We start from the raw sequence: 20,311 nt of genomic DNA, 5'->3' as shown, positions 1-20,311 counted from the left end.
GTGCGGCTCCTCCTCACCACTTTGCTGGCACTCGTCATCGCCACCGCCGTCGGCCTCGGCCTGACCTACGCGACGGCGACCCGCGGCACCGATCTCGGCACGCTGAAGATCGGTGCCTGGACCGCGCGGCCGAAGAGCGGCACCTCCGATGTCGATCCCTACTCGCGCGCCACCATCGCGCGCAGCGGCGAGCTGCCGATCGGCACCGGCGACGGCATCGCGTTCTCGGCGACCACAGACGACAAGAACAAGCCGCTCGATGGCCGCTGCGACATCGTGGTCAGCGGCGTGACGCCGGCGGCGCGGTTCTGGACACTGACGCTGTTCGACCGCAAGGGGCACCTTGTCGCCAACACGCTGCAGCGCTACGGCTTCACCAGCCAGGAGATCATGCGCGCCTCCGACGGCACGTTCGAGATCCACATCGCCTCGCGCTCGCGCGCCGGCAACTGGCTGCCGACCGGCGGCATCGAGCGCTACGCCCTGATGCTGCGCCTCTACGACACGCCGGTCGGGGTCGCGACCCGCACCCAGCGCGACGCGCCGATGCCGTCGATCACAACGACGGGCTGCCCATGATCCGCGTGCTGCTCACCATCCTCGCAGGCGTGCTGCTCGGCGGCGTGGTGCATCTCGTCAGCGTGCTGGCGCTGCCGCGCATCGCCTCGCAGGACGCCTATTCGCGGCTGACGCCGATGACCAAGCTCAACGAGGTGACGCAGCTGCCGCTGGCCGACCCGAGCCACTCGCCGATGCCGCTGATGGATCCGGCCTTCGCGGTGGCGATCTGCCGCTACGATCTCTCGACCGGGCCGCTCAAGCTCACCGTGCCGGTCAGCCAGGCCTATACGTCGGTGTCGTTCTACACCCGCAACGAGGTCGCCTATTACGCGATCAACGACCGCTCGGCCGGCAAGAAGGTGATCGAGCTCGACCTGATGACGGAAGCGCAGCACAACGAGCTGCCGGAGGACGAGGAAATCACCGCTGCCGACCGGCTGATCATCGACTCGCCGACCTCAACCGGCCTGATCCTCCTGAAAGCGCTGGCGCCGGAGCCCGGCCTGATGCCGCAGGCGCAGGCCTCGCTCGCCGCCTCCTCCTGCAAGGTGCAGACCGAGCCGGTCGCGGCCAAGCAGGAGGCGCCGCCGCCGCTGCCTGTGCCGGCCCCGCCGCCTGCGGCACGCAAGCGCTAGCTCGCGGCGAGCGCGTGCCCGCCGCAGCGGCAGGTCTCGTAGTCGACGGGATCGTGGCTGTTGACGATCGTCACATCAGCGCCATGCGCCGCCTTCAATTGCCGCAGCCGCTCCTGGTTCTGGATGCGCATCGCGCGATCCATGTCCGCCCGGCGCTGGAACATGCCGAGCACCAGCGGGATCCGCGGCCTGGCATCGAGCTGCGCGTGGTGGAAATAGGCGTCGCCGGCGTGCAGCAGCCACCTGTCCTTGTCGCGCACCGCGATCCCGCAATGGCCGAGCGTGTGGCCCGGCAACGGGATCATCAGAATGTCCGGCTCGCGGTCGCCGAGCGCGCGCACGCTCTTGAAGCCGAACCAGTCCTCGCCGCCGGCACCATAGAACGTCCAGTCCGGCCCGTGCTGCCACTGCGCCGTGATGTAGCGCCCCTGCGGCGGCGTGACCTGATGCGTCACCGCCATGTCGTACTCCTTGCGATGGACGTGCACCCTGGCCTTCGGAAAGTCCGGCACGCCGCCGGCGTGATCGCGATCGAGATGCGTCAGCAGCACATGGCGCACATCGCCCGGCGAGAAGCCGAGCGCCTTGACCTGCCGCACCGCCGTCTCGGCCGGATCGAGCCGCGGCGTCGTCTGCCGCACCCATTTGCGTCCGAGCCGCGGCGGGTCGCCGATGTCGTCGAGCCCGATCCCGGTGTCGACCAGCACGAGGCCGTCATTGCTCTCGACCAGCAGGCAATGACAGACCATCCGCGCCCGCTGGAAGATGCTGCCGCTGCCGTTCACGAGCCGCTTTCCGATCGGGCACATCGTGCCGGTGTTGAGATGGTGGATGCGCATGACAGGTCCTCCGCTGTAACGGGCGCAGACTTGCCACTCGCGTTTCCATAGGTAAAATATTGTCTTTCTATCTCTGTGATAGGATATACCTATGGATATCCGCGAACTCCGCTACTTCGCCGCGGTCTACCGCCAGCGCAACCTGACCGCCGCGGCGAAGCGCTGCTTCATCTCGCAGCCGTCGATCTCGGCGGCGATCACCAATCTCGAAGCCGAGCTCGGCACCACGCTGTTCATCCGGCACAAGAAGGGCATGGCCCCGACCGCCTCAGCCGCGCAGTTTCACGGCATCGCCCGCAGGATCATCGACGAGGCGGACGCGGCGCGAAATCTCTTCCGCAAGCCCGCGACGCAGCAGGCGCTGACGCTCGGCCTGTTGCGGACGCTCGATCAGGCCCGGACCATCGCGTTGCTGAAGCCGTTGACCGGCAATACCGATCTTGCGCTCCGGCTGGTCGGCGCCAGCGAGAAGGCCGACGCGCGGATCGTCGCCAAGACCATGGTCGGCGCCGGCGAGCACTTCATCCCGCTGTGGAGCGAGCGCTATGTCGCGGCTCTGCCGCCCTCGCATCCCCTGACGCTGAAGGAGACGCTGCGGACCACCGACTTCGCCGGCGTTCCGATGATCGATCGCTGCCATTGCGAGCAGCAGGAATTCTTCAAGCGCACGTCACCGCCGCGCAAGCCGGTGGCGATCGCGGAATCCGAGGAATGGGCGATGGCGCTGGTCGCAGCTGGGGTCGGCGTCGCGATCGTCCCCGAGGGCGTGGCGCGCGGCAATCCTGATGTCGCAATGCGCGCGATCGATATCGACGTGACGCGCCAGGTCGGCCTCGCCTACCCCTCGGCCCACCCGCCCTCCGATGCGCTGAAGGCATTCATTGCGAGCTTGCCACGGCAAGCCAACAGTCGCCGGGTCAAATCGACGGCGAAGAAAACGAAGCGCGCCTAGACTAGCCCTTCGTCACCACGGCCTGGCCTGTCACCGGCGCGGATATGAGCGGCGCATTGGCGGTGAGCCGGGCGAGCTCGTTGATCTGGCGTTCGGCGTCGGCGGCCATGCCGTCGGGCGCCTGGATCACCAGTCGCTCCAGCGCCCAGCGATAGGACGAGATCCGCCGCTCCAGGGCCTGCTGGACCCATTGCACGATCAGCGTGTTCTCTTCCATCCGCGCCACCGCATCAGCCCGCTCGCGCGGCGACACGTCGGCGATCATGTGGAGGCTGGCATTGCGCTTGCGATCGAGCTCGATCACCTGGAGCGCGGTGGCGAAGAACGGCTCGAAGCGGGTGATGTCGTCGCGCACCTCGTCGATCAGCAGCGAATAGCGCGAGGCGAATGAGCGATGCGGCTCATCGATCAAATTGCGGCCATAGGCGGTGCGATCGAACACGACCCTCTGCCGCCACGGCGATGGCAGCGGCTGGTAGTCGCCGAATACGCTCTTCCATGCCGGACGCGACAGCGGCGGCTCGATGAACTGATAGGCGAGGTCGCGCAGCTGACGTTCGTGTTCGGTGAGCTGGAATTGCGAAGCGTTCTTGCCGATGCTGCCGGTCGCCTCGGCACCGATCCAGCGATGCATATCGTCGTTGCGGAAATCGGCGCGGGTGCGGCCGAAATCGCCGCCGCTGCAGCCGGCGAGCGCCGAGCCTGCCAGCAGCAGGATCAGCGCCGGGAGTGACCGCCGCGCGACGGTCCGCTGCACAAGCTCCGGCATTGCCCGATGTCCGCGATCAGGAGCGGCGTCGGCGACGGCGGCCCTGCGCAGTGCCCTGCTCCGGTCCGCGACCACCGCCGGTCTCCTCCGTCGTTCGCTCGATCCGGACGACGGGAAGGATCAGTACGGTCCCCATGCCTTCGCCGGCAGCACCGGCCATGCCCGGCCGCCGTGCAGCCGCATCCGCCGGAAACTCAACGATGGTGCCCATGTTCCGTTCTCTCTGGCCCCGCACGGACATGATTTGCCCCGCGCACGCCGAGTTAAGAACGCGCATGGTTAATGACATCTTAAGCCGCCGGTACGGACGGTTACGGATATGGCGCTGTGCCTTAATAGACACGCGCAAATTCGAGCATTCACCTTCACGGCTTGTTTTCCTTAACTGCCTCTTAAAACAGCCTGCGTAGGCTCGCTGCCACAAGGCTTTCAAACCGAAGTTCACTGGCAAGTCGCGTACGCCCGAGATGAGCGCAGCTCCGCTATTTCCTGGTTTCGATGGGCTGATGACGCTCTCCCGTCGCGAGGGCGTCGACATCCGCCCGACGCTGCTGCGCGTCCTGACCGACCTCTATGTGCAGGCGAGCGCCCACTCCGCCGATGAAGAGCGCCAGTTCGTCGAGTTGACGACGCGCCTGATCGACGAGGTCGACGACGCGACGCGTGCCGCGGTCCGCGCGCGGCTTGCGATCTATCCGGCGACGCCCGCGCGGATCGTGGACAAGCTCGGGCTGCGCCGCGTCGGTCCCGACCAGCCGATGCCGGCGGCCACGCCAATTCCCGCGCCCGCCCCGTCAGCGCTGCCGGCCAAGGTCCCGACCGAAGCCGAGCTGCGGATGGCCGCGAGCCTTGCCATGCGGCCAAACGATGCCGCCGAAATCTCCGACATGTTCTTTGCCGCCAGCACGAGGGAGCGCGCGCAGATCCTGCACAATCTGCAGGAGACGCCGCTGAAGGCCGCGGCGCGGATCCCGGCCGCGCGCGCCGCGCGCGCGATCCATATCCTGGAGATGGCAGCGTTTGCCGAGGACCTCGATAACTTCACGCTCGAACTCGGCGAGGCGCTGATCCTGCCGTCGCGGATCGCCGCGGACGTCGTCAACGATCCCGGCGGCGAGCCGCTCGCCTGCGCGATGCGGGCGCTTGACGTGTCGAGCGCCGCGTTCCAGCGGATCCTGATGTTCCTCAATCCGGAAGCCGGCTCCTCGGTCAACTACGTCTATCGGCTGTCGCGGCTCTACGATCGCCTGAGCGAGCGCTCGGCGTTGGTGATGCTGGCGGCGTGGCGCGGCTCGACCATGGCGGTGGCCCGCGCCAGGTATCGCTCGTCGCTCTATGACGATGAGCGTCATCGCGTGCGCGCGACGGCGTCGCAGACGCGCCCCGCGTTGCAGCCCGGCAGCGCGCCCGCCATTCGCAACCAGAAGTCCGGAAGCTAGTTTTTCGCCAGATCAAGAAAGTGCCGCCCGGCACGGTCCTCGGTCTCGACGATCCAGGCATCGGGATCAAAGCGGAGCTCCTTGGTCAAGCGCTCCTCGACAGACGGCTCGGATACCGGCTGTGGTGCCATCGGCACGAACAGCCGCTCGACCGGACGGCTGTCGTCATAGACCGTCTGCGGCGCCGGCGCATACAGCATCGCGTTGCCGTCCATCAACGCCACCTTGACGAACACGGCGCCGGCTTCCTCAGCGCCCTTCTTGCGGACTGCGCCGAACACGCCCTCGGTCTGGCAGCGGCGCAGATACGCCGCGACCCAAATGCTTGTTTTCAATCGCATGCGCCGAGCTATAGGCCAGCGGCGCGGTCACGTCCAATTGTCACAGATGTCGTCACGCCGCGGCGGGTTGACCGAACCAATCGTCACCAATATCCTTGCATCTGCGGTGCAAGCCGCGCCCGGGTCCACGGGAAGGGTTGAACCCACTTGCACCAATTGAGCGGCCAACCAAGCCTTTGTGCAGCCGGTTTTGTGGACCATCGGCGATGATGCACGGAGGTTTCCATGGACCGATCGCCCGGGCGATTGAATCTCGATCATCTGAAGAAGCAGGCCAAGGAGCTCATTCGCCTTTATCGGCGGCAGGCGCCAGAGGCCTACGCGCGTTTCCGGCATGCGCTTCCGGCTGCGGCCGGGCGCAGCGACGCTCAAATCGCCGCGCTCAATCTGCGGCTGCACGATGCGCAGTCCTGCGTGGCGCGCGATCTCGGCTTCGCCTCCTGGCCGGACCTGCGGCGCTATGTCGACGCACAATTGCCGTCCGGTAAAAGCAAGGCCGATCGCGTGCGGCGATGGCTGCAGCTGGTCTATGCCGCGGACGTCGCCGGCACCACCGACCGCGCCAATCCGCGCGTTGCGGCGCGGATGCTCACCGAGGATTCCAGTCTTGTCGCCGACGATCCCTATCTCGCCTGCGCCATCGGTGACGAGGAGACAGTGCAACGCACCGCCAACGACGATCCCACATGGGTCAACCGTGCCGGCGGTCCGTTCAAACTGCCGCCGCTGGTCGCCGTGACGCATTCCAGCCTGCTGCAGATTCCGGAATTTGAAGCGCGGCTGCATCGCTGCGCACGCCTGCTGCTGCAGGCCGGCGCCGATCCCGACCAGCACATCAGCAGCCGCTGGCCGCCCGGAACGCTCGACGCACCCGATGACAGCAATCCGCTGTCAGCGCTGTACGGCGCCGCCGGCCGCAACCACGATCTCGAACTGACCAAACTGTTGCTCGAAGCGGGCGCCAATCCGAACGACAATGAATCGCTCTACCACTCGCTCGAAGGCTCGGTGACGACTGGCCTGCTGCTCGAGCATGGCGCACGGATCGCCGGCACCAACGCGATGTACAAGGTGCTCGATGACGAGAACGTGGCGGCGCTCGACCTGCTGCTGCGGCACGGCGGCAATCCAAACGAACCCGCCGGCAACGCGCCGCTGACCGAATGCGGCTCGCCGTTGCTGTGGGCGATCCGCCGGCGGCGGTCGCGAACCTGCATCGCGATACTGCTCGACGCCGGCGCGGATCCGCGCATCACGACACCAGGCGGGCTCAGCGCCTACAGGTACGCGCTGCAATTCGGACTGACCGAGGTCGCCGAGTTGCTCCGCGAGCGTACCGGCGACGAGACGCTTGCCGATGATGAGCGGTTCGTCGCGGCGTGCAGCAGCGGTGACGAGAGCGAGGCGCGGCGAATCCAGGCCGGTCGGCCCGATCTTCCAGGTTCACTTTCACCGCGGCAATTGCGGTTGCTCCCGGAGCTCGCCGCGGCAGGCGGCGACGATGCGGTGCGGCTGATGGTCGAGCTCGGCTGGCCGATCACGGTGCGCGGCGGCGATTGGGATGCGTCGGCACTCAATCACGCGGTGTTCCGCGGCAATGCCGGCCTGACGCGATTCCTGCTCGAGCACGGCGCGGAGTGGACCGAGCAGCACGGCTTCGGCGACAACGTGTCCGGCTCCTTGTCATGGGCCTCCTGCAACGAGCCGGTCAGGGGCGGCGACTGGGTGGCCTGCGCGCAGGCCCTGCTCGATCACGGCATGCCGCGCGCTATTCCGGATCGCGACGATCCGGAATGGGTGCTGGTGGCCGGCCGCAGGAAGCTGTTCTCCGACGAGGTCAGGGACGTTCTGCTGGGCGATGCGCCTTAACTCGTCATGGCCGGGCTTGTCCCGGCCATCCACGTCTTGGCTGCAACAAGTCTCAAAGACGTCAATGCCCGGGACAAGCCCGGGCATGACGAATACATATTCAATGCCTTCGCAGAGAGACTACTCGATCGAATGGCCGATCATCGCGCCGAGCTCGCGCACCAAGCGATCGGACATCTGTCCGGTCACCGGCAGCTTGCGGGCGCGCTCGAACTTCGCGATCGCGTGCTGGGTGTCGGCGCCGATCGTGCCGGTCGGCTTGAGCTGGCCGTAGCCATACTCGGTCAGTGTACGCTGGACCGCGGCGATGCGTTTTCCGGCCGGGCTCAGATGCTGTGTCGGAATCGACGCCGGCGGACGAATGACGCTGGACGGCGCGGCGGCCGGGGACGGTGCTGCGGCCGGCGGCGCAGTGGTCGATTTCAGCACCAGATTGGCCATCGGATCGACCGGCTTGGCCTCGACCTTGGGTTCTGCCGGCTTGGCTTCGACGGACCTGGTCTCGGCCGGCTTGGTCTCCACCGGCTTCACGTCGACGGGCTCGGCCGATCGGGCAGCCGCCTCGGCCGGACGCGGGCGCGGTATCGGGCTGGTGGCCGCGGCAACCGGGGCCGGCGGCAGCGTCACAACCGAACCGCCGAACATCGGCGACGGATGACGGCCCGCCTGCAGGAACAGCGCATTGATCAGGATCGCAACGATGGCAGACGTCGCCAGCACGCCGGCGACCAGATCCTTCGGACTGTGCAGCAGCAGGCGCAGGACGAGGCCACGTTCCTCCTCGGCCGCGATGGCCACTGCCTTGGCGCCGCGGCGACGGCGCGGCGTTTCATCGTCATCCAAAGTCTGTCTAGGCACTCTTCTTCACCTGATGGGTTTGCTCTTGTAGTCCGGAACGCAGCGCGGGCTTCAGGGTCGAGACATTGCTGGACGGCTCGACGGCGGCGGGCGGGGGTGAACGCCAGCGGCAGCGCGACCGATACAATGGTGCCCTCGCCCACCTTGCTCTCCACATTGATTTCGCCGTGGTGCAGGCCGACCAGCCCCTTCACGATGGAAAGACCAAGACCGGTGCCCTCGTGGCGGCGCTGATAAGTCTTGCCGGCCTGGAAGAACGGATCGCCGATCCGCTTGAGATCATCGGCGGCGATGCCGACGCCAGTGTCCGAGACACGCAGCACCAGCCGCGATCCCTCGACACCGGCCGACACGGTGACCTTGCCGCCGCGCTCGGTGAACTTGATGGCGTTCGAGACCAGATTGAGCACGATCTGCTTGAACGCGCGCGGATCGCCGTTCACGATCGGCAGATCGTCGGGCACGCGGGTGACGAGATCGACGCCGCTCTCGCGCGCCTTCAACGCCACAAGATTGCAGCAATTGAGCAGCGCCGGCCGCGGCGCAAACGGCTCCGGCGAAATCTCGAAATTGCCGGACTCCATCTTCGACATGTCGAGGATGCCGTTGACGACCGACAGCAGATGCTGGCCGGAATCGTTGATCAGCTGCGCGTATTCCTTGCGGCGGGCCACGTCGAGGCCGAGCACGTCTTCCTGCGCGATCATCTCGGAGAAGCCGATGATGGCGTTGAGCGGGGTGCGCAGTTCGTGGCTCATGGTGGCCAGGAAGCGCGTCTTCGACGCATCGGCCTGCTCGGCCACATTGCGCGCCTGTTCGAGCGCCTGCTCCTGCACCTTGCGATCGGTCACGTCGCGGATCACGGCGACGACCTCGGCATCGGCGGCGGCCTGATCGAGCGGGCGGCAGCGCATCTCGGCCCAGATGAATTCGGCGACGGCTTCGCCCCGCGCACCGTCACGGCGCACGCGGAACTCGACGCTGCGGGAGTCACCGCGCGCGGCGTCCGACAGCGCCGTGAGATAGGCCGGGCGATCGGCGACATGAACGCGGTCGAACAGGCCATGGCCCAACAGCCGCGATGCCGGCACGCCGAGCATGTTCTCGGCCGCGGGCGAAATGAAGCGCACCGCGCCGTTGCGGCTGTGCCGCGACAGCACGTCGCTCATGTTATGCGCGAGCAGGCGGTAGCGCTCTTCCTCGACATAGAGCAGCGCCACGCTGGTGCGCGCCAGCGACTCCGCACCGAAGGCGAGCCCGGCGGCGTAGAAGATCGCCGACACGACGCCGAAACCGATCAGCATGCTGTTCGAAGCAACCGTGGGATCGACGACCGGCAGTACATGATAATGGCCGAGCACGCTCAGCAGCGCCGCGCAGATCATCGCCAGCGCGAACGCAAACGCCACCACACGCCGCGAGGCCGACAGCGCCGCCTCGATCGGAATCACGACGAGCCACACGGCGGCGAACGAGGCGATGCCGCCGGTCGTCGCCGCGATCATCATCACGAGACCGGCGAGCGCCAGCGACGACAGCACATGCGCGCCTTCATAGCGGCCGGTGCGCGACAGGAACCACGACAGCAGAATCGGCGCGATCAGCCAGGCGAATGCCGCGACCTCGATCGCCGTCGGCGCACCGCGCATCGCAAGAAAGGCAGGGAACGAGGCAAGCGCCGCCAGGCTGCCGAGCAGCCGCGGCGCCATGAAGGCACGATGGCGCGCACGCGTCAGCGCATCATATTGCGCCGACGGATGCAGCAGCGCATCCAGGCAATCGCGGATCAGACTCAAACTACTCACAGCACTCGCGCTTCGGCTCAATCGTCAACACAGACGCGCCGGAACGCCTCCTTCGTGATTGCAGGTCAACGTGTCAGAGCGAACTTAAGCGAACGCTAAGGCTGGGCGGCGTGCCGCCAAACACCGTGCATTGGAGCGGGTTTGACCCGCTATTCACCGGCCATTTGTCGGGGATGGTGAACGGCTGGTTTCCGGATGCGACATTCTATGGTTTCGAAATGGTGGACGCGGCGAATCCTGCGTATCCGGCGCGCGTCGGCCGCCATCAATCGAAAATTTACGGCGAATCAATTCAGGCGAATTTTCCGCGATTTTTCGGCGGATTTACTTCAATGCAGATACTTCCGATTTATCGACCGATGCTAACCCTCAAGGCCAATAGCGGCATCGACCGCTCAAGAAGCAAGACAAGATAGACGACCGGGATCGCGCCATGTTCTTCCTGCTGCGTTTGGCATTCTGGCTCGGGCTTGTGCTCGTGCTGCTGCCGAGAGACAAAACACCTGAAGCGGACAAGGCGCCGCAGATCAGCGCGTCGGACGCGGTGTCGGCCGCGACCGCGACGATCAACGACATGGGTCAGTTCTGCAAGCGCCAGCCGTCCGCCTGCGAGGTCGGCGGCCAGGCCGCGACCGCAATCGGCCAGCGCGCGACCGACGGGGCGCGCAAGCTCTACCAGATCATCACCGACAAGAAGCCACCCGATCACACCGGCTCGATCGGCCAGGACAATACCGATTCAGCCACCGCGTTCCGCGACACGCTGACCGCAGAGGATCAGTCGATCGAATTCCGCCTGCCGCCGACGCCGTGAGCGGAAACCAAGGCGCTGTCGAGCGAGGCAGGCACCGGTTCGCGTGAAGAAAACGCGTCAAAACAGCCGGGAACCGGTTCCATTTTCATCGCTTTCGCGGCCCGCCTTCCTATATAAGCCGTCAAGGACAGGACGCGAGCCACGATGACGACGATCGACGAAATCAGGGACAATTTTGCGCTGCTGGACGAGTGGGACGACCGTTACCGCTATGTCATCGAGCTCGGCCGCACGCTCGAACCGTTGTCGGAGGCGGAGCACTCGGCCGAGAACAAGGTGCAGGGCTGCGTCAGCCAGGTCTGGCTGTCGAAGCGGATCGAGCGCGATGCCAACGGCGAACCGCGCCTGATCTATATCGGCGACAGCGACGCCCACATCGTGCGCGGCCTGGTCGCGATCGTGCTAACGCTGTTTTCCGGGCAAACGCCCAAGGAAATCCTCGGCACCGACGCGCTCGCGCTGTTCGACGAATTCGGCTTCCGCGACCATCTGACGCCGCAGCGCTCCAACGGCCTGCGCTCGATGGTCGACCGCATCCGCAACGATGCGCGCGAGGCGCTGGCGTCCGCCGCGTAGATCTTTACTTCCGCTTCCGCGCCTGCTGGCCGAGGCCCATCTTCTTGGCGAGCTGCGAGCGCGCCACCGCATAGTTCGGCGCCACCATCGGATAGTCGGCCGGCAGGCCCCATTTGTCGCGATACTGTTCCGGGGTCATGTTGTACTGGGTGCGCAGATGGCGCTTCAGCGACTTGAAGCGCTTGCCGTCCTCGAGGCACACCAGATATTCGGGCGTGATCGACTTCTTCATCGACACCGCAGGCTTGGCCGGCTCGCTCGGCGTGTCGTTGCGTCCGCTCGACACCCGCAGCAAAGCGGAGTGGACCTGGCTGATCAGGTTCGGAATGTCCGAGGCCGGCGTCGGATTGTTGCTGAGATAGGCCGAAACGATGTTGGCGGTCAGCTCGACCGGCGTTTTGCCTGACGTATCGGACATGGCTCAATCTTCCCCGTGCTCTCGGCAGCCCGGCGCCCACCGGACAGTATCCATGCGCAGCAATACATTAATGGAATCGCGTACTACTTTGCGAATATGCACGAATTGCAGCAAATCTGACAACAACGGCCGCGTTTCCGGCTACGGGCCGGCCGCGCGCAAGTATTGGCCCGGATCTTAAGGCCGCTGCTCCAGATGCGACCTGAGCTCGTCGATCGAGGCAAATCGCATCATGCCCTCCGGCATCTGCGCCTCGATTGATCCGTCCGAATAGAGCGAATAGGCCATGCCGTCGACGACGCCGGATTTGAGCACGGTCACCGGCGGCTGCTCCTGCGGCGGCGGCGGATGGCCCGACGACGGCGAGGCGGCGGCGGCCGACTGGGCCTCGCTGAAGGTCGATGGCGTCCGGGGGCCGCGCCGCGGGGCGACGTCGACCGGCCGCGGCCGGTCGGCCTTCGGCCAGGCATCGTCGAAGGTTGCCGACGCCGGTTCGGCCGAACCACCCGGATTCGGACGCAGTTCCGGCGACAACAGATCCGGCGTGAGCGGCTCGGCGGCACGCCCCTGGCTCCGCTCGCGCTCCTTGCGCGAGGAGGAAAACAGCAGATTGCGCCGCTTGGGCGGCGCAGCGCCATCCGCGGGCGCGGCCGCCGGTGCGGGCGGCGGCACCTCGCCTGATGCGCCGCGCGAGGCGATCTCGTCGTGCCAGGGCGGCGCCGCGGGAGCGGATGGCGGGAACGCTGGAGCCAGCGGCGGAGGCGCCGAGACCTTCGGCTCAGGCGGCGGGAACACCGGATCGTCGGGAGTGCCGCGCGGGGAAGTTGCAGACGGCGACCCGGACCGCAGACCCACTGCCACGACGGCATCGAGCCGGTCGCCCATGGCCTGGAGTTCGCGAAGGATGGCGGCAAGGGCCAGAACAATCACGCCGGTACATGCGCCGGTCACGCCTGTTGCGATCAACGTGCCGCCGACGCTGAATTCCTTGTTTGGAATTCCGAGGCCGATCGCCGCCAAGCCCGCCACGACCAGGCCCGCGCCGACGACCAACAGACCAACCTTCATCGAACTAACCCCCGGGAGACCCGACCGAAAATCGGCGCGGGCCACCAACGCCACGATACCGTCATATTGCCCACACCGCCAACCGCCAATTGTAGACAGAGTTCCCTAAAATCCCGCTTAACCAAGCCGCGATGCGTTGCTTCACCGCAGCCGCAGTGGCTGTCGGGCAGCCAGCTCCCGTAGATTTACTGGCTACGAATTGCTGCCAATTTATTGCAACGCATCTGGGAAATTACGCCACAATTACCAATTACTCGGAAACGGAACTGCGCTATGGATGCCGGGGAATGAGGCCCTAAAGCGCCAATCTGGGCCACAGGCACGCCGGTATCACTAGCTATGTCATCGATTACGACGTCTGCCCTCGAGGCGCCTGCGCGGCGCTCGGTGGAGAAGACCTGCGACGATCTCGCTTGCCTCGTCCTCGGCGTGGTCGCCGTGGTCGCCGGCTTGACGTTCCGCGATTACGGTCTGGGCTGGGACGATTACACCCACGCTGAATATGCCGACCTCCTGCTGCGCATGTACGAGTCCGGGTTCAAGGATACCGGCGCGCTGTCGTTTGCCAATCTGTATATGTACGGCGGCGGCTTCGACATGGCCGCGGCCCTGCTGCACAAGATCATTCCGCTCGAACTGTTCGAGACGCGCCGCCTGCTCGGCGCGATCGTCGGCGTCATCGGCCTTGCCGTAACCTGGCGCCTGGCACGCCGCGTCGGCGGCCCGCTGGCGGGATTGGCGGCGCTGCTGCTGCTGGCGCTGTGCCCGACCTTCTACGGCCACATGTTCATGAATCCGAAGGATGCGCCGTTCGCCGTGGCGATGGTGGTCCTGATCATGGGCCTGGTCCGCCTGATCGAGGAATATCCGGCGCCCTCGCCGCGCACCATCCTGATCGTCGGCCTGGGCGCCGGCCTGTCGATCGGCTGCCGCGTGCTTGGCGGGCTCGCATTGATCTACGCCGTGGTCGGCTTCGTCCCGCTCCTGATCGAGGAATTCCGCAAGCAGGGCCCGCGCGAGGCGACCCACCGCTTTGCCCATGTCGTCTATGTGCTGCTGCCGGGACTTGTGCTGGGCTATCTCGTGATGGGCCTGATCTGGCCGTGGTCGATCATGGAGCCCGGACATCCGCTCGAAGCGGTGACCTATTTCTCGCACTTCTTCGAGAAACCGTGGAAGGAGATGTTCGACGGCGCGCTGGTGTCGGTGCCGGACATGCCGTGGTCCTATCTGCCCACCTTGTTCGCGCTGCAGCTTCCCGAAGTGCTGCTGGTGCTGCTGGCAGCCGCCGTCGTCATCACCCTGATGTCGCTGTCGCGCTACGACGTCACCGCGAAGCGCAAGTCGATCATGCTGATGCTGACGCTGGCGGCGACGCTGCCGCTGGTGATCGCGATGGTGAAGCGGCCGGCGCTCTATAACGGCATCCGCCACTTCATCTTCGTGATTCCGCCGATGACGGTGCTGGCCGGCGTCGCATTCGCGCGCGGCATGGACTGGCTCGGCGAGAACCGCCGCGCCTGGCAGCCCGCGGCGCTCGCCATGTTCGCATTCGGCCTCTTGCTGCCGCTCAGCGAAATGATCCGCCTGCATCCGTATCAGTACACGCACTTCAACCACATCGCCGGCACGGTGCGGACCGCGGACAACTTCTTCATGCTGGACTATTGGGGCCTGGCGCTGAAGCAGGCATCCGACGGACTGCGCGAACAGCTGGCGGAGCGGCAGGAAGTGCCGCCGCAGAACCGCAAGTGGAAGGTCGCGGTGTGCGGACCGCAGCGCCCCGCGCAGGTGGCGCTCGGCCCTGATTTCACGATCGGATGGGACAGCAATGCCGCCGACTTCGCGATGACGCTCGGCGAATTCTACTGCAAGGGCCTGGCCGCGCCTGTCATGGTCGAGATCAAGCGCGACGACGTCGTGTTCGCCCGCGTCTACGACATCCGCGGCCGCAGCATCTCGAGCCTGCTGGCGATCCCGGCGCCGTAGCGCATCACGCTGCCCACTGACGATTGCCGTTCGGATCGTGGGCCGCATGCCGACATGACTGTCACGCCGTTACCCTGCCTTGCTGCGGTCCGGCGGCGGCGCTACGCTTGGATCAAGCAATAACGCCATCAATGGAGCAATCGGCCATGTCGCCAGCGGAAGCGCGCCTGAAGGAAGTGCCGTCGGATATGAGTGCGGCGGAATGGGAGCAGCGGATCAATCTTGCTGCCTGCTACCGGCTGGTCGCGCTCTATGGCTGGGACGATCTGGTCGATACCCACATCTCCGCCCGCGTGCCGGGGCCCGAGCATCACTTCCTGATCAACCCCTACGGGCTGATGTTCGACGAGATCACCGCGTCGAGCCTCGTCAAGGTTGACCTCGACGGCAACCAGCTTTCGAAGAGCGACTACAGCATCAACCCGGCCGGCTTCACCATCCATTCGGCGATCCACGAGGTGCGCGAGGACGCCGGCTGCGTGCTCCATCTGCACACTGTCGACGGCACCGCGGTATCGAGCGGCCCCGACGGGCTGCTGCCGCTGAACCAGACCGCGCAGCTCGTCACCCACGACCTCGCCTATCACGACTATGAAGGCATCGCGCTCGATCATGACGAGCGCCCGCGCCTGCAGCGCGATCTCGGCAGCAAGAACCACATGCTGCTGCGCAATCACGGCACCCTGACGGTCGGCCGCTCGGTCGCCTCCGCGTTCGAGCGGATGTATCATCTGGAGCGCGCCTGCTCGATGCAGGTGGCGACCCGCGCGCTCGGACCGATCGCCTATCCGGTCGACCAGCATGCGATCGACAAGAACACCGAGCTGCTCTCCAACCCGGACCGCGCCGAGCTGCGCTCGACCCAGCTGGTCTGGCCGCCGCTGCTGCGCAAGCTCGACCGGGTCAATCCCGGCTACCGTGATTGAAATTTCACAATCTTCGGGTAGGCTATCGGCCAACATCCTCTGCACTACCGAATCAAACGCCGCCCAATTCCGGGCGGCGTTTTTACGTGAATTGCCGTTGCGCTATTTGGCGTCGCCGAACGCCGCCAGGATCCGCGCCCAGGAGCGGATGCCCTTGTGGTAGCTCTTGAGGTCGTACTTCTCGTTCGGCGAATGGATGTTGTCGTCGTCGAGCCCGAAGCCGATCAGCACGCTGTCGAGGCCGAGCGTGTGCTTGAAATCGGCAACGATCGGGATCGAGGCGCCGGAGCCGATCAGCAGCGCCTCCTTGCCCCATTCGTCGGTCAGCGCACGGCGCGCGGCTGCCAGCGGCTTCATGTTCCAGTCGAGCGCGATCGCCGGCGCGCTGGAATGGTCGGTGAACTCGGCCTTGCAGTCGGCCGGCAGGCGCGCCTTCACATAGTCGCGGAACGCCTTTCGGATCTTCTCGGGATCCTGTCCCTCGACCAGGCGGAACGAGACCTTCGCTGACGCCTCGGCCGCGATCACCGTCTTGGAGCCCTCGCCGGTATAGCCGCCGACGATGCCGTTGATGTCGCAGGTCGGGCGCGAGGAGACCTGCTCGATCAGGAGCCGGTCCTTTTCGCCGGCGGGCACCGAGAGGCCGATCGGCTTGAGAAAGCTCTCCGGCGTCAGATTGAGCTGCTTCCACTGGGCCAGAATATCCGGCGGCAAATCCTTCACGCCGTCATAGAAACCGGGGATGGTGATGTGGCCGTTCTCGTCATGCAGGCCGCCGAGGATCCGCGTCAGCACGCGGATCGGGTTCTGCGCGCCGCCGCCGAACACGCCGGAATGCAGGTCGCGATTGGCGGCCTTGATCTTGACCTCGTCATAGACCAGGCCGCGCAATGAGGTGGTGATCGCCGGCGTATTCGGGTCCCACATGCCGGTGTCGCAGACCAGCGCGAAGTCGGCCTTGAGGTCGTCCTTGTTCGCCTCGAGGAACGGCACGAAATTCTTCGAACCGATCTCCTCTTCACCCTCGATGACGATCGTGATGTCGACCGGCAGCGATCCCGTCACCGTCTTCCAGGCACGGCACGCCTCGACGAAGGTCATCAACTGTCCCTTGTCGTCCTCGGCGCCGCGCGCGACGATAATCTTGCGCCCGTCGGCATGGTCGGTCACGACAGGCTCGAACGGCGGACGGTGCCAGAGATTCAACGGATCGACCGGCTGCACGTCGTAGTGGCCGTAGAACAGCACATGCGGGCGTCCGTCGCTCGAGCCGTTCAGCTTGCCGACCACGGCCGGATGGCCGGCGGTTGGCCGCACTTCGGTCTTGAAGCCGAGGGTTGCGATGTCCTTGGCGAGATGATCGGCAGCCGCCTTGCAGTCATCAGCGAAGGCCGGATCGGCCGAGATCGATTTGATCCGCAGCAGCGTGAACAGCCGCTCGAGACTGTTGTCGAAATCGGCGTCGATGCGGTCGAGGACGGGCTGCAGCTTGGCGTTGGACATCGCGGATATCCTTTTTGTTGGACGTTGCGCCAGGTTGTAGCGCGCCGGCCGCGGGAGGCAAAGCCGGTCTCCCGCTTCGGCCGACCGGCGCGGTGCTATCTGCGCAGCAATCCGCCGAGCGCGCCGCGCACCAGCGCCCGGCCGATCGAGCCGCCAACCGAACCGCCGAGCGATTTGCCGAGATCGGCGGCCACGCCGCCGATCACCTTGTCGGTCACCGAGCGCGTGACGCTGCGCGCGATCACCTGTCCGGTCGACATGCGGCCGCGCTTGACGTTGGTGCCGAAGATCGTGGACGCGATCGAACCGAGCTGGCCGAGGATGCCGCCACCCTCGCCGCCAGCGCTGCCGTCCGCCGGCGCCGCCGTCCCGGCGAGCCGCTTCTGGATGATCTCGTAGGCGGATTCGGCATCGACCGCGGTGTCGTATTTGCCCTTGACCGGGCTCGCATCCATGATCGCCTTGCGCTCCTCCGGCGTGATCGGCCCGATCCGCGCCGACGGCGGGCGCACCATGACGCGCTCGACCATCGACGGCGTGCCGCCGCCCTCGAGGAACGACACCAGCGCCTCGCCCTTGCCGAGCTCCATGATCACCCGCGCGGTGTCGAGCTTCGGATTGGGCCGGAAGGTCTGTGCGGCCGCGGCAACCGCCTTCTGGTCGCGCGGCGTGAAGGCGCGCAGCGCGTGCTGCACGCGGTTGCCGAGCTGCGCCAGCACCTTGTCCGGCACGTCGATCGGATTCTGCGTAACGAAATAGACGCCGACGCCCTTGGAGCGGATCAGCCGCACCACCTGCTCGATCTTGTCCATCAGCGCCTTCGGCGCGTCGGTGAACAAGAGATGCGCCTCGTCGAAGAAGAACACCAGCTTCGGCTTCGGCAGGTCGCCGGCCTCCGGCAATTCCTCGAACAATTCCGAAAGCATCCAGAGCAGGAAGGTGGCGTAAAGCCGCGGGCTCTGCATCAGCTTGTCGGCGACCAGGATATTGACGATGCCGCGGCCGTCGCGGTCGGTCCGCATGAAATCCTTCAGCGTCAGCGCCGGCTCGCCAAAGAACTTGGCGCCGCCCTGGTTCTCGAGCACCAGGAGCTGACGCTGGATCGTTCCGACGGTCGCCTTGGACACATTGCCGTAGCCTTGCGCGGCCTTACGGATCGGCGCCAGCGGATCCTCCTCGTCGTCGGCAGCCTTCTTGCTGCCGTCCGGGGCGATCGCATCCAGCAGCGCCCGCAGGTCCTTCATGTCGATCAACGTGAGGCCGTTCTCATCGGCGACACGGAAGGCAACATTGAGCACGCCCTCCTGCACGTCGTTCAGATCGAGCATCCGCGAGAGCAACAGCGGTCCCATCTCGGTGACGGTGGCGCGCACCGGATGGCCCTGCTCGCCGAACACGTCCCAGAATACGGTCGAGAACTGATCCGGCTGGAAGGTCAGGCCCATCTCCTTGGCGCGCTTCAGGATAAAGTCCTTAGCCTCGCCGACTTCGGAGATACCGGAAAGATCGCCCTTGATGTCGGCTGCGAAAACCGGAACGCCGGCGCGCGCAAATCCTTCAGCCATGACCTGTAGCGTGACGGTCTTGCCGGTTCCGGTCGCACCGGTCACAAGGCCGTGGCGGTTGGCCAGTGCAAGCGTCAGCCAGGCTGTTTCCTCGCCCTTGCCGATAAAGATTTTCTCATCGGTATCGGCCAACTTGGTGTCGGACGTCGCCATCGCTTCGCCTCTTAACGCGATTTTAAATCGGCTCGATCCATTCGAACCGATGACATCATATTGCATCTTGCAGGTCGATTGAAACCATCGGCGCGCACTGATGTATATTGTCGCTGCACCAGTTCCTCATACTTTATTCCCGGCCAAGATTCCGGGCCAAGTGACGAAAGGCATTGCGCATTGCGACAAGATGGTGTGAATCCGCCGCTCAATCTTGCAGAGGTGCAACACTCCCGACGCGATCGAAAAAGAAAACGAACTGAAATGCGCGGATCGCTTGTATTTCGTGACACAGGCGCTCAAGATAAATCTTCAAGAATGATCCGGCAAAAACCGGTTGAGGCGGGGCAATATGGACGAATTGGTTGGGCAGCTGGCCGCGAAGGCCGGCATCGACGGTGCTGTCGCTGAAAAAACCATCGGCATCGTTCTGGGTTTCCTCCGTAACGAGGGACCTTCCGACAAAGTTCAGGCTCTGATCGACCAAATCCCCGGCGCCGAAGCGGCAATCGCCGCCTCCAACAACAGCGGTGGTCTATCGCGGTTGATGGGTGGCGGTCTGATGGCTGTCGGCACCCGGCTGATGGCGCTTGGATTGAGCATGAGTGAGATTCAGAACGTCGCGCGTGAACTTTTCAGGTTCGGCCGCGACAAAATCGGAGCGGATCAAATGGGCGAGATCATCTCGGGGACGCCGGGCCTCAGCCAGTTTGCCTGAAGCATTCTCCCAAAACGCATTGCACGTGCGCTCCCTTCTACCTGCATACGAGTATCATGACATACCCCCTCTCCGAGATCGAAGGCCTGTCCGCCTATTGCGCCACCAAACTGAAATCGCAGGGTATCCGCACGACCGACGCACTGCTTGAAGCCGCCCGCACCGTCAAGGGACGCAAGGCGCTCGCCGCCAAGACCGGGATCAGCGAACAACAATTGCTCGAATGGGCCAACATCTCCGACTACATGCGGATTCCCGGCATGGGCAAGGCGAAGGTCGGCCTGGTCCGCGCCGCCGGCGTCACCACCGTGCGCGAGCTCGCGCACCGCAACCCGTCGCGGCTCGCGCAGAGCATGAAGGACGCCAATGTGCGGCGTAAGCTCGTCCGCGTGATGCCGTCGGAGAAGTCGGTCGAGCTGCTGATCGAAGAGGCACGCAAGCTGCCTCCCAAGATCACCTATTAGCCTGTCTTAACGGCATTCGGCCGCCGGCCGCGTCACCCGCCATCGCCGC

General features: G+C 65.5%; 21 protein-coding genes and 1 pseudogene. 12 read left to right on the top strand and 10 right to left on the bottom strand.

Annotated features, from left to right (window positions below; genetic code table 11):
* The gene (locus tag ACVI1L_RS27890) at nt 1–579 is read left to right on the top strand and encodes a DUF1214 domain-containing protein (protein WP_057020198.1); all 579 of its coding nucleotides are present in this window, start codon (nt 1–3) and stop codon (nt 577–579) included.
* Entirely contained in the window at nt 576–1,196 is a 621-nt protein-coding gene (locus ACVI1L_RS27885) for a DUF1254 domain-containing protein (protein WP_057020197.1), read from the top strand. Before ACVI1L_RS27890 ends, ACVI1L_RS27885 begins: the two co-directional genes overlap by 4 nt.
* On the opposite strand, the gene ACVI1L_RS27880 is transcribed toward ACVI1L_RS27885, so the two are convergent.
* Nucleotides 1,193–2,035, bottom strand: a complete 843-nt coding sequence (locus tag ACVI1L_RS27880; RefSeq protein WP_456784352.1) for an MBL fold metallo-hydrolase — start codon at nt 2,033–2,035, stop codon at nt 1,193–1,195. The genes ACVI1L_RS27885 and ACVI1L_RS27880 overlap by 4 nt on opposite strands.
* A 91-nt stretch (nt 2,036–2,126) precedes the next feature.
* On the opposite strand from ACVI1L_RS27880, the gene ACVI1L_RS27875 reads away from it, so the two are divergent.
* On the top strand, nt 2,127–2,987 hold the full coding sequence (locus ACVI1L_RS27875; RefSeq protein WP_456784351.1) for a LysR family transcriptional regulator: 861 nt from the start codon (nt 2,127–2,129) through the stop codon (nt 2,985–2,987).
* A gap of 1 nt (nt 2,988) precedes the next feature.
* On the opposite strand, the gene ACVI1L_RS27870 is transcribed toward ACVI1L_RS27875, so the two are convergent.
* Entirely contained in the window at nt 2,989–3,756 is a 768-nt protein-coding gene (locus ACVI1L_RS27870; RefSeq protein ID WP_076833173.1) for a hypothetical protein, read from the bottom strand.
* Nucleotides 3,757–3,772: 16 nt separating this feature from the next.
* Nucleotides 3,773–3,967, bottom strand: coding sequence for a hypothetical protein (locus tag ACVI1L_RS27865; RefSeq protein WP_026192521.1), 195 nt, complete (start codon nt 3,965–3,967; stop codon nt 3,773–3,775).
* A 295-nt stretch (nt 3,968–4,262) separates the two neighbouring features.
* Here ACVI1L_RS27865 and ACVI1L_RS27860 point away from each other — a divergent pair, with 295 nt between their 5' ends.
* Nucleotides 4,263–5,195 carry a DUF2336 domain-containing protein gene (locus ACVI1L_RS27860; RefSeq protein ID WP_143271184.1) on the top strand — a complete coding sequence of 311 codons (933 nt, stop codon included), beginning with the start codon at nt 4,263–4,265 and terminating at the stop codon, nt 5,193–5,195.
* On the opposite strand, the gene ACVI1L_RS27855 is transcribed toward ACVI1L_RS27860, so the two are convergent.
* Nucleotides 5,192–5,536 carry a DUF1491 family protein gene (locus ACVI1L_RS27855; RefSeq protein ID WP_456784350.1) on the bottom strand — a complete coding sequence of 115 codons (345 nt, stop codon included), beginning with the start codon at nt 5,534–5,536 and terminating at the stop codon, nt 5,192–5,194. The genes ACVI1L_RS27860 and ACVI1L_RS27855 overlap by 4 nt on opposite strands.
* A gap of 225 nt (nt 5,537–5,761) precedes the next feature.
* Here ACVI1L_RS27855 and ACVI1L_RS27850 point away from each other — a divergent pair, with 225 nt between their 5' ends.
* Entirely contained in the window at nt 5,762–7,405 is a 1,644-nt protein-coding gene (locus ACVI1L_RS27850) for an ankyrin repeat domain-containing protein (protein WP_310885003.1), read from the top strand.
* A gap of 120 nt (nt 7,406–7,525) precedes the next feature.
* Here ACVI1L_RS27850 and ACVI1L_RS27845 read toward each other — a convergent pair whose 3' ends face one another.
* Together ACVI1L_RS27845 and ACVI1L_RS27840 are read right to left on the bottom strand one after the other, a co-directional pair.
* Nucleotides 7,526–8,248: a peptidoglycan-binding domain-containing protein gene (locus ACVI1L_RS27845; protein ID WP_456785616.1), complete on the bottom strand. Its 723-nt coding sequence runs from the start codon at nt 8,246–8,248 to the stop codon at nt 7,526–7,528.
* Nucleotides 8,249–8,255: 7 nt separating this feature from the next.
* Nucleotides 8,256–10,068, bottom strand: a pseudogene (locus tag ACVI1L_RS27840) (PAS domain-containing sensor histidine kinase).
* 110 nt (nt 10,069–10,178) lie between these two features.
* Here ACVI1L_RS27840 and ACVI1L_RS27835 point away from each other — a divergent pair.
* The 3 genes from ACVI1L_RS27835 to ACVI1L_RS27825 all read left to right on the top strand — a co-directional run bounded on the left by ACVI1L_RS27835 (nt 10,179) and on the right by ACVI1L_RS27825 (nt 11,458).
* Nucleotides 10,179–10,484 (top strand): hypothetical protein, encoded by a 306-nt coding sequence (locus ACVI1L_RS27835; RefSeq protein WP_316394539.1) that lies wholly within the window; start codon nt 10,179–10,181, stop codon nt 10,482–10,484.
* A gap of 17 nt (nt 10,485–10,501) precedes the next feature.
* A complete protein-coding gene (locus ACVI1L_RS27830; RefSeq protein ID WP_057015747.1) occupies nt 10,502–10,882 on the top strand; it encodes a DUF5330 domain-containing protein in 381 nt (126 codons plus the stop codon).
* Nucleotides 10,883–11,026: 144 nt separating this feature from the next.
* Entirely contained in the window at nt 11,027–11,458 is a 432-nt protein-coding gene (locus ACVI1L_RS27825; protein ID WP_141343262.1) for a SufE family protein, read from the top strand.
* Between the two features lie 4 nt (nt 11,459–11,462).
* On the opposite strand, the gene ACVI1L_RS27820 is transcribed toward ACVI1L_RS27825, so the two are convergent.
* Nucleotides 11,463–11,876 (bottom strand): MucR family transcriptional regulator, encoded by a 414-nt coding sequence (locus ACVI1L_RS27820; protein WP_057015640.1) that lies wholly within the window; start codon nt 11,874–11,876, stop codon nt 11,463–11,465.
* A 177-nt stretch (nt 11,877–12,053) separates the two neighbouring features.
* Nucleotides 12,054–12,944 carry a DUF308 domain-containing protein gene (locus tag ACVI1L_RS27815; RefSeq protein WP_456784349.1) on the bottom strand — a complete coding sequence of 297 codons (891 nt, stop codon included), beginning with the start codon at nt 12,942–12,944 and terminating at the stop codon, nt 12,054–12,056.
* A gap of 339 nt (nt 12,945–13,283) precedes the next feature.
* Between ACVI1L_RS27815 and ACVI1L_RS27810 the strand changes: the two genes are divergently transcribed.
* The gene (locus ACVI1L_RS27810) at nt 13,284–14,933 is read left to right on the top strand and encodes a glycosyltransferase family 39 protein (protein WP_229192056.1); all 1,650 of its coding nucleotides are present in this window, start codon (nt 13,284–13,286) and stop codon (nt 14,931–14,933) included.
* A gap of 146 nt (nt 14,934–15,079) precedes the next feature.
* Nucleotides 15,080–15,859, top strand: a complete 780-nt coding sequence (locus tag ACVI1L_RS27805; RefSeq protein WP_028331642.1) for a class II aldolase/adducin family protein — start codon at nt 15,080–15,082, stop codon at nt 15,857–15,859.
* Between the two features lie 102 nt (nt 15,860–15,961).
* Here ACVI1L_RS27805 and ACVI1L_RS27800 read toward each other — a convergent pair whose 3' ends face one another.
* A complete protein-coding gene (locus ACVI1L_RS27800) occupies nt 15,962–17,362 on the bottom strand; it encodes a M20/M25/M40 family metallo-hydrolase (protein WP_456784348.1) in 1,401 nt (466 codons plus the stop codon).
* A gap of 95 nt (nt 17,363–17,457) precedes the next feature.
* A complete protein-coding gene (locus ACVI1L_RS27795) occupies nt 17,458–19,080 on the bottom strand; it encodes a helicase HerA-like domain-containing protein (protein WP_076833148.1) in 1,623 nt (540 codons plus the stop codon).
* Nucleotides 19,081–19,432: 352 nt separating this feature from the next.
* Here ACVI1L_RS27795 and ACVI1L_RS27790 point away from each other — a divergent pair, with 352 nt between their 5' ends.
* Both ACVI1L_RS27790 and ACVI1L_RS27785 read left to right on the top strand, forming a co-directional pair.
* Nucleotides 19,433–19,798: a hypothetical protein gene (locus ACVI1L_RS27790; protein WP_016841849.1), complete on the top strand. Its 366-nt coding sequence runs from the start codon at nt 19,433–19,435 to the stop codon at nt 19,796–19,798.
* Nucleotides 19,799–19,854: 56 nt separating this feature from the next.
* Nucleotides 19,855–20,262, top strand: a complete 408-nt coding sequence (locus ACVI1L_RS27785; RefSeq protein ID WP_018270650.1) for a DUF4332 domain-containing protein — start codon at nt 19,855–19,857, stop codon at nt 20,260–20,262.
* Nucleotides 20,263–20,311: the final 49 nt, after the last annotated feature.

It is taken from the genome of Bradyrhizobium sp. USDA 4516 (assembly GCF_054055915.1).
The sequence above is the reverse complement of the archived record's forward strand: the minus strand, read 5'-3'. Positions and strand labels throughout refer to the sequence as shown.